The organism is Streptomyces diastatochromogenes (assembly GCF_002242805.1).
Lineage (GTDB): Bacteria > Actinomycetota > Actinomycetes > Streptomycetales > Streptomycetaceae > Streptomyces > Streptomyces diastatochromogenes.
Genome location: NZ_MCGQ01000063.1, coordinates 1 through 12,484 on the forward strand (window position 1 = coordinate 1; position 12,484 = coordinate 12,484).

Consider the following 12,484-nt stretch of genomic DNA (forward strand, 5'->3'; position numbering starts at 1 on the left):
CCCCCACCCCCACCCCCTTTTCCGAACGGGAACGACGTGACCCCCACCCTCTCCGCATCCGCACAGACCTCCACGACTACGGTCCTGAAGAACGCCCTCACGCACTACGACGCCGAACTGCGGCAGGCGCTGACCGCTCTCGAACACGACCGCTCCGACGGCCCCGACGGGGCCCCGATGTTCTCCCCGGCCTTCCGGCTGCCCGACCCCGGCCCCGCTCTGGAACGCTTCTTCGCCGTCTCCGACATCGGCGTCACCGACCTGCCCGCCTACCGCGGCCACCGCCTGCGCCTGCTCGACCTGATGCGCAACCCGGCGACCCGCACCACCAAGACCCTGGCGTCGCTCGTGATCGTCGCCCGGGCGGTACGGCACATCACCGAGACCGGCGAGCGCGTCCTGATCGTGACCCCGTCCTCCGCCAACAAGGCCACCGCACTGCGCGACGCGGTCCACCGAGCCGTCGACTGCGGGCTGGTGACGGCGGATCAGCTGCACATCGCGAGTGTGGTCCCGGCCCAGTCCACGGCCAAGCTGTGGACGTCACCGCTGAGCGAGGACCCCGCACTGCGCGTCCGCAACCCCCTCGTGGTGCACGCCTGCGAGGAACCGGCCGCGGTCAAGGAGCTGGCCACCGCGTTCGCCGTCACCCACGCCGACCGGCTGTGGAAGCAGTACGGCACCCGCGTCTGGTACACCCTCGGGCTCGACAACTACCGGGCCGCGGACGTCCTGCGGGCCTTCGCCGAGCGGGACCTGCTCCCCACGGGCGACGACGGCTCACGCAGCCGCACCCATGTGCACTCCGTCTCCAGCGCCTTCGGACTGCTCGGACACGAGCTGGGCCACCGCAGGGTCACGGCCGGCGGAAGCAGCCTGCCGCAGTCCCGCTACTTCCTCGTCCAGCACCTCGGCACCCCGGACATGGTGCTCAGCCTGCGCCACGGCACCCACGACCGGACGAACCTGCCCGCGTACCGCTTCGACACCGCAGCGGGCCTCTACCGGCAGGAGGAGGACCCGCACTTCCCGGCGACCACCTTCGATCCCGAGGAACAGCTCGACCCCACCTTCTACACCCGCCGCCCCGTCACCTCCGCCCGGATGGACCCCCTGATCGCCGCGCACGGCGGGGGAGGCGTGGTCGTCTCCCTGCACGAGTGCCTGAGCCGCTACGCCGAGGCGCGCGCCCTCCTCGCCGCCGCCGGCCTCGCTCTGCCCGCCGATCCCCGCAGGCTGCGCGAATGGTCGCTGGTCATGGCCGTCACCGGCACCCTCAACGCCGCCGACCGCGGGCTGCTCCCGGACAGCGACGACCTGCTGATCCACGGCTCGGGCAGCTACGGCGACCAGGACTACCGGCCGGTCCCCGAAGCACACCGCCGCACCGCGGCCGACGCGACAGAACTCGCCGGCCACATCGAGGACGCGGTCCGCGCCACCGCCGCCCGCTGAACCGGCCCCGGACCGGACCACACACAGGAGGAACCATGCCCAGGCACGCCGACAGCCTGCTGTCCCTGACCGACTTCAACGGCGCACCGCTCGCCGACGACCTGGTGTGGCAGAGCTTCCACACCCTGATGGACCGCCACGGCTACGTCCTCATGAGCCGCGTACCCGAGACCTTCGACCCGGTGGCCTTCTCCAAGCGGCTCGGCGACTTCGTCCCGCAGTACACCGGCGTCCTGGTCGGCGACGTCCGGCCCGAACCGGGCATGGACGAGTTCTACCACGCGGGCAACACCAAACCCCTCTACCCGCACTCCGAGGGCTACGACTTCGAAGGCCTGCCCCCGCGCTACCTCGCCCTGTGGTGCGAGACCCCCAACACGGGAGCCGGCGGCGAGACCACGCTCGCGGACGCCCATGCCTGGACCGCGACGCTCGCCGAGGACGACCGCGCCTTCCTGCGCGAGCGGATCTGGACCTGGGAGACCACGGACGCGATGCGCCACCTGGGCCTCGACCTGCATCCCGAGCACCCGGTCATCGAGGACCACCCCGACGGCACCATCGTCCGCTACTCCTTCAACAACCTGGTGCGTGAGGACGACGAACGCATCGGCCCGCTGCTCGACGGCGCGAAGGCGTACTTCGAGCGGGAGCACATCGCGATCCAGTACGAGCGGCGCGACATGCTCGTCTTCGACAACTGGCGCATGCTGCACGCCCGCAACGCCTTCACCGACACCGGACGCCACCTGCGCCGCATCCAGATCGCCCAGCGGGTCACCGCATGACGGCCGAAGAGGCCGCCCGGCACGAGGAAGCGCAGGGCATCGCCGTGGTGGGCGGCGGGTCCCTGGCCCGCGCCATCTGCTACTCGCTGGCCGTCGCGGCCGTGCCACCGCCCGGCACGGTGACCGTGCTCGCCCGTTCCGCCCGGGCCGCCCACGAGATCGCCGCCGTCGCGGGCGCCCGGGCCGCGGTCTCCGGTTCCCCCACCCGATTCACGCCCGAGCCCGTCGACGCGGCCGACCAGGAGGCGCTCACCGCGGTCCTGGCCCGTACCCGGCCCCGGGTCGTGCTCAACTGCGCGTCCGTGCAGTCCCCTTGGGAGGCCACGCGGGCTCCCTCCGCGTGGACGGACCTGCTCTCGGCCGGCGGCTTCGGCATCGCTCTGCCGCTCCATGCCGTACTGGCCCGGAACGTGGCACAGGCGATCCGGAGCAGCCGGGTCCCGACGCTGTTCGTGAACGCCTGCTACCCCGACGCGGTCAACCCCCTGCTGCACGCCGAGGGACTGCCCGTGTTCTGCGGCGTGGGGAACTCCGCCACGCTGGCGGCATCCCTGCGCGCCGTACTGCGGCCGCAGGCCGGCGAACGGCTCAGGGTGCTCGCCCACCATGCCCATCTGCACGCACCCGCCGACCCCGCGGACGAGGCCCGCGTATGGCTGGACGACCGGCCGGTACCGCATGTCGGCGAACTGCTGACGGCCCACCGCGCCTGCTCCCGCGAGGAGTTGAACGCGGTGACGGGACACACCGCCGCGGTGCTCGCCGCCCGGCTGGCCGCAGAACAGGAGGTGCACGCCGACCTGCCCGGGCCGCTGGGACTGCCGGGCGGCTACCCCGTCCGTATCACCGGCGGCCGCATCGGCCTCGACCTGCCTCCTGGTCTCACCCAGGACGAAGCGGTGGCGTGGCAGACCAGGATGGCCGCACACGACGGTGTCACGGTCCGTCCGTCCGGCGAGGTCCGCTTCGGCCCACGGGCCCACCAGGCCCTGGCCGCCCGTCTGCCGGACCTGGCCGAAGCCCGTCACACCAGGGACATCGCACCCCTGACACACAGGCTCCTGAGCCTGCGCGACACCCTGCGCACGCAACGGCCCGCCGCGCGCACGGACTCGGCCGCGTGACGCCGTAACCCGTCCTCCGGGCCCCGCCCGGCCCCCGGGGCGCCAGCAGCCCCGCGACGATCCACCAAGTCAGGCGGCCCCGTGCCCTGCGGGCCGGGCCGCCGGAAGGAGGCCCCTCATCAGCCGGCTCCACACCCCCCGCGCTCGCGCCGCCACGGCCATCGGCCGAGGGCTCGGTGCCGTGCCCGCCCCGGGGCTCGTCATGGGCGGTGTGCTCGGCCTGCAGGGCGGGGCCGCGCTCACCACCCGCCTGTATCCCGCCGTGGGGCCGGCCGGGGTGGTGACCCTGCGGCTGTGCATCGCCGCCGTCGTCCTGGTCTCCCTGTGGCGGCCCCGGATCCGGGGCGACCGGGCCACCCTGGGCATCGCCGCGGCGGCGGGCACCCTGCTCGCCCTGCACCACCTCGCCTACTACGAAGCGGTCGACCGGCTGCCCCTGGGAGCCGCCACCACCCTCGAGTTCCTCGGCCCCTTCGCCATCGCCCTGTGCGGTTCGCGGCGCGTGCCCGATCTGCTGTGGGCGTGCCTGGCCGCCACCGGAGTCGTGCTGCTCAGCCGTTCCGGGACCGCCCTCGACGGAGCGGGCGTCGCCTGCGCCATCGTCGCCGGCTGCTGCTGGGGCGGCTACATCCTGGTCGGCAAGCGGCTGGCCGAGCGCGTCCCCGACGGCCGCGGCCTCGCTGTCGCGGTCACCTGGGCGGCCCTGCTGAGCCTGCCCTACGGCATCACACAGGCGGGCACTCGGCTCCTGGCCCCGGGAACCCTCGCCCTGGCCGCCGCCGTGGCCGTCCTCTCCAGCGTCCTGCCGTACACCTTCCACCTGGAGGCGCTGCGCCGGCTCCCGCCCCGCGTGTTCGGTGTGCTCACCAGCCTGGAACCGGCGGTCGGCGCCCTGCTGGGCCTGGTCCTGCTGGGCCAGCACCTCGCCGCGACCCAGTGGGTGGGCGTCGGCGCCGTGGCCCTGGCCTCGGTGGGGGCCACGCGCTCGGGCGAACCCGCCGACACGGACGGCGGAGCGGAGGGCGCGGACGACGGTCCGCCCGAGGACACCGGATCGCGGCGCGCGACGCACGGCCCGCGCCCGCTCGGCAAGGGCACGTGACAGAGCCCGGCCTCAGCCGCCGGTCCAGCCGGGGACCGTCGGCAGCACCCGCTCGGCGACGCGGAAGAGCGCGGTGTCGTCGGGCGGTGCGTCGTCCTGGCGCCAGACGGCGATCTCGAGCGAACCGCCCCCGTCCTTCGGGTCCTTGGCGACCAGCAGATGACGGGCGATGCCACCGGGGCCGGAGTCGATCTTGCCGCGACCGCCGAGGTTGAAGCGGAGGGAGATGGTGTTGTCCGAGTAGAGGACGGCGGGGTGACCCAGGACCTTCCTCGACTCCACGTCGCTGGCGAAGAGCCCGGAGAACTCGCCGACCCGGAAATCGTCGTCCGATGCCCACAGCTTCACGGAGTACGTCTTCAGGTCGACCTCCGCCTCGGACGAGGGGGTCTGCGTGCCGTCGGCGTCCTTGGCCGAACTCTCGGAGCCGTAGGCGATCTCGGCCTGTTCCTGCGGGGTCCCGAGGAGCACGGGCAGGTCGGATCGGTTCAGCGCCGTACACAACCGGGCTGCCGACACATGTCTGCCGGGCTTGTGACGGTCGCTGGAGCAGTTGGCCGGTCCCTCGTCCGAGGAGCCGTCCAGTGCCGCCTGCGCCCACAGGACTCCCGCCACCCCCGCGAAGACCAACACCGCCGCGAGTGCCTGGACCACCGGTCTCCGGGCCTGCTCGGACGCGGAATCGTCCACCATGTTCCCCCACTTCAGCCGTCCCCCGACAAACGCGGGAGGAGCCTAACCGGTGATCGTCTCCTCCGGCATCTCCTATAGGGGGCAGGCTCCGTCAGTCGACGGGCCAGGTGTGCACCGGGGCGTTGAGGTGCATGAAGTCGATGTACAGCTCCGTCATCCGCCGCAGGGCCTCGTGGCGGCCGGCCTGTGTCGTGTCCTCGATGCGGTGGAGCATCTCCTTCTGCCACACGGCCCCGTTGCGGGCGGTGACACAGCGCTGCTCGATGATGCCGAGCAGCGGCTCCCGCCAGGCCGTGTCCATGCCGGACAGTTCCAGCCCCCGGTGCGCCAGTGGCAGCAGCCGCCGCAGCACCAGTTCGGGCACCGGGAGTTCGCCCATGCCCGGCCAGTACAGCAGCGCCTCGATGCCATGCCGGGCCGCGGTGTGGAGGTTCTCCTCGGCCGCGGAGAAGGACATCCGCGACCACACCGGGCGGTCCTCCTCCACCAGGGCGCGCGTGAGCCCGTAGTAGAAGGCGCCGTTGGCGAGCGTGTCGGCGACGGTCGGTCCGGCGGGCAGCACCCGGTTCTCCACCCGGACGTGCGGCCGGTCGTGGGCGATGGCGTAGACGGGCCGGTTCCAGCGGTAGATGGTGCCGTTGTGCAGGGTGAGTTCGGAGAGGTCGGGGATGTCCCCGCGGTCCAGCGTCTCCCCGGGGTCCTGCTCGTCGCACAGGGGCAACAGGGCCGGGAAGTAACGCAGGTTCTCCTCGAAGAGGTCGAAGACGCTGTTGATCCAGCGCTCGCCGAACCACACCCGCGGCCGTACCCCCTGGACCTTGATCTCCTCCGGGCGGGTGTCCGTCGCCTGCTCGAACAGCGGGATACGGGTCTCGTGCCACAGCTCCTTGCCGAACAGGAACGGCGAGTTGGCCGACAGGGCGACCTGGACCCCGGCGATGGCCTGCGCCGCGTTCCAGTAGGAGGCGAACGTCTCCGGGGACACCTGCAGATGGAACTGGGTGCTGGTGCACGCGGCCTCCGGAGTGATGGTGTCCGCGTAGGTCCGCAGCCGGTCGACGCCGTCCACCTCGATGCGCAGATCCTCGCCCCGGGCCGCGAAGACCTGGTCGTTGAGCAGCCGGTAGCGCGGGTTCTCCGACAGGGACGCCTCGCCGATGTCCTCCTGGCGCAGGGAGGGCAGGATGCCGATCATGACCAGGCGGGCGCCCACCGATCTGGCCCGCTCGTCCGCGTGGTTCAGCGCGGAGCGGATCTCGGACTCCCACGCGTCGGGTCCGCCCGTCGTCAGCCCGCGCGGCGGAACGTTGATCTCCAGGTTGAACCGGCCCAGTTCGGTCGACCACGCGGGGTCCGCGATCGCCTCCAGCACATCGGTGTTGCGCATCGCCGGCTCGGCCCGGTCGTCGACCAGGTTCAGCTCGATCTCCAGCCCGACCTGAGGTCGCTCGGACTCGAAGCGTGCGTCGCGGAGCATCTGCGCCAGGGCGTCGAGGCACTCCTGCATCTTGATCCGGTACCGGCGGCGGTCCTCGCGGGTGAAGACGAGCGCCGGGACGTCCCGTCCCATCGGCCCTCCAGGGTTCCGCTCCTCGGACACCTCTCCCCCAGAGTCGCACCGACGGGCGACCCCCACCAAGCGGATGGAGAGCCGCCGCACGAGCTACAGGGCCCGGGCGACGAGCAGGGCCACGTCGTCGTGGTCGTCGGGATGGCGCAGGCCGTACAGCAGGAGGTCGCAGGTCTCCTCCAGCGGCCTGCGGGGCTCGTCGAGGAAGCCGAGGAGGACGTCGAGGCGGTCGTCGATGGGGTGCTGCCGGGTCTCCACGAGACCGTCGGTGTACAGCACCAGCAGGTCGCCGGGCAGCAGTTCGGTCGTCGTGGCCTCGAACGGGATGCCGCCGACACCGAGCGGAGCGGCGGTGGGCAGGTCGAGATACACGGGCGCCCGACCGGGCCGCGCGAGGGCGGGCGGCATGTGTCCCGCGTTGGCGATCGTGCACCGCCTGCTGCGGGGGTCGTAGACGGCGTAGAGGCAGGTGACGATGTAGTGCTCCAGATCGCAGGTGATCTTGTCCAGGTGCTGGAGCACCGCGCCGGGGGCCAGATCCAGGTCCGCGTACGCGCAGGTGGCGGTGCGCAGCCGGCCCATGGTCGCGGCCGCGTCGATGCCGTTGCCCATGACGTCGCCCACCACCAGGGCGGTCTTGTCGTCGGCCAGCGGGATGACGTCGTACCAGTCGCCACCGACCTCGCTCGTGGCCTGCGCGGGCTGGTACCGGGAGGCCAGTTCCAGGCCCGTGTGGTGCGCCGAGTGGTCGGGCAGCAGGCTGCGCTGGAGGGTGAGCGCCGTGTTGCGCACGCTCTGGAACCAGCGGGCGTTGTCGATGGCCACGGCGGCACGGCTGGCCAGCTCGCCGGCCAGGACGACGTCGTCCTCGTCGAAGGGCAGCGGGTTGCGGGTGCGCTTGAGATCGAGCGCGCCGAGCACCTCACCGTGCGCGATCAGCGGCACGGCGAGATACGAGTGCACGCCGGCCCGGGACAGGAGCGCGCCGGCCTCGGCGTCCCGGGCGATCTGCCGCAGATCCCGCGCCCCGACGTGGCGCACCAGGACCGGCCGGCCGGTGTGGACGCACAGGGTGACCAGGCGGTCGCCGTCGTACGAGGCGACGTTGCCGGGCGCGTCGGCGGCACGGAGCGCCACCGTGGGGTGGGCCGCCTTGAGGGCGAGGGCGCGGAACAGCTCCGGGCCGTTGTCCGGCCGGCGGGCGCGGCGCAGGGCCAGCGCGGAGTCGAGGACGTCCACGGCGACCACGTCCGCGAGCACGGGCGTGCAGATGTCGGCCAGCTCCAGGGCGGTCTGCTCCACCTCCAGCGTGGTGCCCACCCGGGCGGAGGCGTCGGCGATCAGCGCCAGCCGCCGCCGGGCCCGGTCCGCCTCGGCGGCTGCGTGGTGCCGCTCGGTGACGTCGACGACCGACGCGGCCGCGCCCAGGACCCGCCCACCGGGGTCCTCGAGCCGGTAGAAGGACAGTGACCAGGCGTGCTCGTGCTCGGGATCGGCCGGGGGACGGCCCACGTGGTACTGGTCGAGCAGGGGAGTGCCGGTGGTGAGCACCTGGCGCAGGGCGGACTCGACGGTGTTGACGTCGGGGAAGGGCAGGGTCTCCCGCAGATGGCGGCCGATGTGGTCCTCCGCCGGGATCCCGTCGATCCGCTCCAGCGCCGGGTTGACCAGGAGATACTTCAGATCGGGGTCCATGAGGGCCAACCCGATCGGGGACTGGTTGATCAGCCGCTCGCACAGCGCCAGGTCGGTCTCGACCCGCTGGAGCAGGGTGTGGTCGGCCGCGATGCCCAGGGCGTACACGTCGCCGAGGTCGTCGAGCAGCCGCATCGTACGGAACTCCGTCAGCCGGCTGCTGCCGTCCTTGTGCCGCACCGGGAAGGCGCCGGCCCACCCCCGGCCGGTCTCCAGCACCTCCGTGAACAGACTCACCACGGCCTGCAGATGCTCGGGACGGATGAGCAGCCGCGCGGCGTACTTGCCGAGGACGTCCTCCGCCGTGTAGCCGAACAGGTCCTCGGCCTGCGGGGTCCAGAAGACGATGCGCCCGCGGGTGTCCAGTGCCACCGCGGCCACGCTCAGCACGTCCAGCAGGCCGGTCGGCCGGGGCGGCTGGGGGTTCTGCTCGTCGCCGCCGGCGCGCAGGGATTCCACTGCCATGCCAGATCCACCTCCAGCGGCCGGTCACCCGTCCGTGCCGGTACGGCCGCACGCCCGAGCGCCGATGACCGTCACCTCCATGCTGCCCCCTGGTTCCGCCTGCCCCAACCCCAGCACCGGCCCGTGCGTATCCAGTGAACAAGCAGGACCATGGTGGAGAAAGAGGATGGAGCAGATGGAACCACCGCGAAAGGGTTTCGACGCGTCCACATCCGTGGAACCGCATGATCTCCTGGACGCCTCCACCGACGCCGCGGCGGTGATCTCGGCGGACGGCGTCGTGGTCGGCTGGACGAGGGGCGCGGAAGCGCTGCTCGGCCGCCCCGCGCCCGGGGTCGTCGGCCAGCCGGCCGCGCGCCTGCTGGCGGTGCCCGAGGACCCGGCCCGTGCCGCAGGCATCGCGGAGCGGTGCCGCGCCGGAATGGGATGGAACGGTCTCGTGCCCGTACGACACCGGGACGGCCGCCGCATCGAGATCGATCTCCGGGTCTCGGCGGCCTTCCGGATGGGAGGGCAGGAGTGCTTTCTGCTCTCGGCACGGGAGCAGCGGCCGCAGTGGACGGTCGGCCAGTCCGTCCTCGACGGATTCCTGACCCGCGCACCGGTCGGCATGGCCGTGATGGATCTGGAGCTGCGCTACATCTGGCTGAACGACACGCTGGAGCGGTTCGGCGGTGTGCCCCGGGAACAGCGGCTGGGGCACCGGCTGAGCGAACTGCTGCCGGGGCTGCAGGCGGAGACCCTGGAAGGCCTGATGCGCAAGGTGCTGGCGACGGGGGAGCCGGTCACCGACTACGAGTACAGCGGCTGGAGCTGGGCCGATCCGCATCGCCAGCACGCCTACTCCACCTCCTTCTTCCCCCTGGTGGACGCCGAGGGCACCACCACCGCGGTCTGCTACATGGTCCTGGACGTCACCGAGCGCTGGACCGCCCGCCGGATCCTGTCCCTGGTCAACGAGGCAGGCACCCGCATCGGCACCACCCTCGACGTGCTGGAGACGGCCCAGGAACTGGCCGACTTCGCGGTCCCGCGGTTCGCCGACTTCGTCGCCGTCGACCTCCTGGAGCCCGTGCTCAGCACCGAGGGCCACGGTGCCTGGCTGACCGATGCCGGACCGGCGCCCGCCCGGCCGTCGATGCGCCGCGCGGGACTGCAGTCGGTGCGGGAGGGCGTCCCCGAGGCCGTGGTGCGGATCGGCGAGGAGGTGTACTTCCTGCCTCCGCCCAGCGACGTCAACCTCCTCATCAGCGGCGAGCCGGTCCTCATCCCGGTCCTCGACCCGTCCGACGCCCTGTGGGCCACCGAGCAGCCCGAGCGAGCGGCCCGCATCCGGGAGTTCGGTGTGCACTCCCTCATCTCCGTGCCGATGCGGGCGCGGAACACGGCACTGGGCCTCACCACGTTCGCCCGGTCGCTCAACACGGTCCCGTTCGGGCCCGACGACGTCCTGCTGGCCCAGGAGCTGGTGGCACGCGCGGCGGTGTGCGTCGACAACGCCCGCCGCTACACCCGCGAGCACACCGCGGCCGTCACCCTGCAGCGCAGCCTGCTGCCCCACGCCCTGACCGGCGGAACGGCGGTGGAGGTCGCCTCCTCCTACCTTCCGGCGGACCCGACGGGCGGGGTCGGCGGCGACTGGTTCGACGTGATCCCCCTGTCCGGCGCACGCGTCGGCCTCGTCGTCGGTGACGTGGTGGGCCATGGCATCGGCGCGGCGGCCAGCATGGGGCGCCTGCGTACGGCGGTGCAGACCCTCGCCGACATGGAGATGCCGCCCGACGAACTGCTCGCCCACCTCGACGACCTGGTGCTGCGGCTGAGCGACGAGGAGACCGAGCGGGCCCCGGCCGACCGGAGCACGTCGACCTTCACCGGCGCGACCTGCCTCTACGCCGTCTACGACCCGGTCTCCCGGCGGTGCTCGATGGCCCGGGCCGGGCACCCGCCCCCTGTCATCGTCACACCGGACGGACACGCCTACTACCCCGAGATCCCGGCCGGGCCGCCGCTCGGGCTGGGCGGCATGGCCTTCGAAGCCGCCGAGATCGAGCTGGCCGAGAACAGCCTCCTCGGTCTCTTCACCGACGGCCTCATCGAAGGGAGTGACGGGGACGTGGAGTCGGGCATGGCCCGGCTCTGCGAGGCGCTGGCCCGGACCGAGGCGGACCTCGGCACGCTGTGCACCTCCGCCGTGCAGCAGCTGATGTCCGAGCCGCAGCCCGATGACATCGCCCTGCTGCTGGCCCGCAGCCACACCCTCGCCGCGGACCAGGTGGCGTCGTGGGACGTGCCCGCCGACCCGGCCGCCGTCGGACACGTCCGGGCCGCGGCGACCCGCCAGGTGATGGACTGGGGCTTCCCGGAACAGGCCATCACGACGGAACTCATCGTCAGCGAACTGGTCACCAACGCGATCCGCTACGCCGACTCGCCCATCCGGCTACGGCTGCTCCGCGACGCCCGCCTGACCTGCGAGGTCGCCGACGCCAGCAGCACCGCCCCCCGGTTGAGGCACGCCCGCAGCACGGACGAGGGCGGCCGCGGACTGTTCCTGGTGGCCCAGCTCGCCCTCCGCTGGGGCGCCCGGTACACGGCCGAGGGGAAGATCATCTGGGCCGAGCAGGAGATCCCGTGAGGCCTGCGAGGCGCCGGCCGGCACTCTCTGAGTGAGTTCCGCGTTTCAGCGGAACGCCGGCGCGTTGCGTGCCGCCCACGCCGCGAAGGGAGCCGCGGGCCGCCCCAGGATCCGTTCGACGTCCCCGCTGACCGTCTGCTCCTCCGGGGTCGGGTCGCCCAGGATGGACAGGGTTGCCTCCACCACCGCGCTCGGCATGAACTGCGCCATCTGCGCGCGGGCTTCCTCGCGGCTCTGTTCCACGAAGGTCACCGGCTCGGCGAGGGCCTGGGCAAGGGCGGCGGCCCGCTGCCGGGGTGTGGTGGCCTCGGGGCCGGTCAGGGTGTAGGTGAGGCCGTCGTGCCCGTCCTGGCGCAGGACGGCGGCGGCGACCGCGGCGACGTCGTCCGGGTCGACGAACGGCAGGGCCACGTCGGCGAAGGGTGCCGCCGCGGTGCGGTGGTGCCGGACGGGCTCGGCCCAGGCGAACGCGTTGGAGGCCATCCCGCCCGAGCGCAGCACGGTGAAGGCCGGTCCGGATCGGGCCAGGGCCGCCTCGAAGCCGGCGGCGTGCGCGTAGCCGTGCGGCCGGGTGCCCACGCCCTGGGAGGACAGCAGGACCACCTTGGTGACGCCGGCCTTGGCGGCCTGCTTGAGGATTCCTTCCGGGTCGTCCCCGGCGACGAGCAGGAACAGTGCCGTGGCCCCCTCCAGCGCGGGGCCGAGACCGGCCGGCTGCCCGAGATCGGCGGCCACGGCCCGCACCCCCGCCGGGACGTCCTCGGGGGTGATGCGCCGGGCCACCGCGGTCACGGCCTCTCCCTCGGAGGCCAGCTGCGCGACCAGGGCCCGCCCGACGTTCCCCGTACCACCCGTTACGACGATCATGACGTCTCCTCGATCGAGTCCGTTGGACTGAGTTAGTTGACTAACTAAGTCGCTACGCTAGCCGATCCGTCCGGGCGCTGTCTATCC

At 72.7% G+C, this 12,484-nt stretch carries 9 protein-coding genes; 5 read left to right on the forward strand and 4 right to left on the reverse strand.

The annotated features are described in order from the left end of the window. Positions 1 to 36 precede the first annotated feature (36 nt). From BEK98_RS44130 to BEK98_RS44145, 4 genes are all read left to right on the forward strand, one after another. Positions 37 to 1,455, forward strand: coding sequence for a DUF6002 family protein (locus BEK98_RS44130; protein ID WP_094222482.1), 1,419 nt, complete (start codon positions 37 to 39; stop codon positions 1,453 to 1,455). 35 nt (positions 1,456 to 1,490) lie between these two features. Then, positions 1,491 to 2,243 (forward strand): TauD/TfdA family dioxygenase, encoded by a 753-nt coding sequence (locus BEK98_RS44135; protein ID WP_094222483.1) that lies wholly within the window; start codon positions 1,491 to 1,493, stop codon positions 2,241 to 2,243. Continuing rightward, positions 2,240 to 3,367 (forward strand): saccharopine dehydrogenase NADP-binding domain-containing protein, encoded by a 1,128-nt coding sequence (locus BEK98_RS44140; protein ID WP_094222484.1) that lies wholly within the window; start codon positions 2,240 to 2,242, stop codon positions 3,365 to 3,367. Before BEK98_RS44135 ends, BEK98_RS44140 begins: the two co-directional genes overlap by 4 nt. 181 nt (positions 3,368 to 3,548) lie before the next feature. Continuing rightward, a complete protein-coding gene (locus BEK98_RS44145; protein ID WP_341869049.1) occupies positions 3,549 to 4,469 on the forward strand; it encodes an EamA family transporter in 921 nt (306 codons plus the stop codon). Positions 4,470 to 4,481: 12 nt separating this feature from the next. On the opposite strand, the gene BEK98_RS44150 is transcribed toward BEK98_RS44145, so the two are convergent. From BEK98_RS44150 to BEK98_RS44160, 3 genes are all read right to left on the reverse strand, one after another. Further along, on the reverse strand, positions 4,482 to 5,162 hold the full coding sequence (locus BEK98_RS44150) for a DUF6215 domain-containing protein (RefSeq protein WP_094222486.1): 681 nt from the start codon (positions 5,160 to 5,162) through the stop codon (positions 4,482 to 4,484). Positions 5,163 to 5,253: 91 nt separating this feature from the next. Beyond that, complete coding sequence (locus BEK98_RS44155; protein WP_094222487.1) at positions 5,254 to 6,732, reverse strand: glutamate-cysteine ligase family protein; 1,479 nt, start codon at positions 6,730 to 6,732, stop codon at positions 5,254 to 5,256. Positions 6,733 to 6,825: 93 nt separating this feature from the next. Further along, the gene (locus BEK98_RS44160) at positions 6,826 to 8,892 is read right to left on the reverse strand and encodes a SpoIIE family protein phosphatase (RefSeq protein WP_094222488.1); all 2,067 of its coding nucleotides are present in this window, start codon (positions 8,890 to 8,892) and stop codon (positions 6,826 to 6,828) included. Between the two features lie 175 nt (positions 8,893 to 9,067). Between BEK98_RS44160 and BEK98_RS44165 the strand changes: the two genes are divergently transcribed. After that, positions 9,068 to 11,530: a SpoIIE family protein phosphatase gene (locus tag BEK98_RS44165; protein ID WP_094222514.1), complete on the forward strand. Its 2,463-nt coding sequence runs from the start codon at positions 9,068 to 9,070 to the stop codon at positions 11,528 to 11,530. Between the two features lie 45 nt (positions 11,531 to 11,575). Here the strand turns inward: BEK98_RS44165 and BEK98_RS44170 are convergent, their stop codons facing one another. Next, on the reverse strand, positions 11,576 to 12,397 hold the full coding sequence (locus BEK98_RS44170; protein ID WP_094222489.1) for an SDR family oxidoreductase: 822 nt from the start codon (positions 12,395 to 12,397) through the stop codon (positions 11,576 to 11,578). Positions 12,398 to 12,484 lie beyond the last annotated feature (87 nt).

Coding starts and splice junctions, on each gene's coding strand:
- BEK98_RS44135 (WP_094222483.1), top strand. CDS start 1,491: ATGCCCAGGCACGCCGACAGCCTGCTGTCCCTGACCGACTTCAACGGC.
- BEK98_RS44140 (WP_094222484.1), top strand. CDS start 2,240: ATGACGGCCGAAGAGGCCGCCCGGCACGAGGAAGCGCAGGGCATCGCC.
- BEK98_RS44155 (WP_094222487.1), bottom strand. CDS start 6,732: ATGGGACGGGACGTCCCGGCGCTCGTCTTCACCCGCGAGGACCGCCGC.
- BEK98_RS44170 (WP_094222489.1), bottom strand. CDS start 12,397: ATGATCGTCGTAACGGGTGGTACGGGGAACGTCGGGCGGGCCCTGGTC.
- BEK98_RS44150 (WP_094222486.1), bottom strand. CDS start 5,162: ATGGTGGACGATTCCGCGTCCGAGCAGGCCCGGAGACCGGTGGTCCAG.
- BEK98_RS44160 (WP_094222488.1), bottom strand. CDS start 8,892: ATGGCAGTGGAATCCCTGCGCGCCGGCGGCGACGAGCAGAACCCCCAG.
- BEK98_RS44165 (WP_094222514.1), top strand. CDS start 9,068: ATGGAACCACCGCGAAAGGGTTTCGACGCGTCCACATCCGTGGAACCG.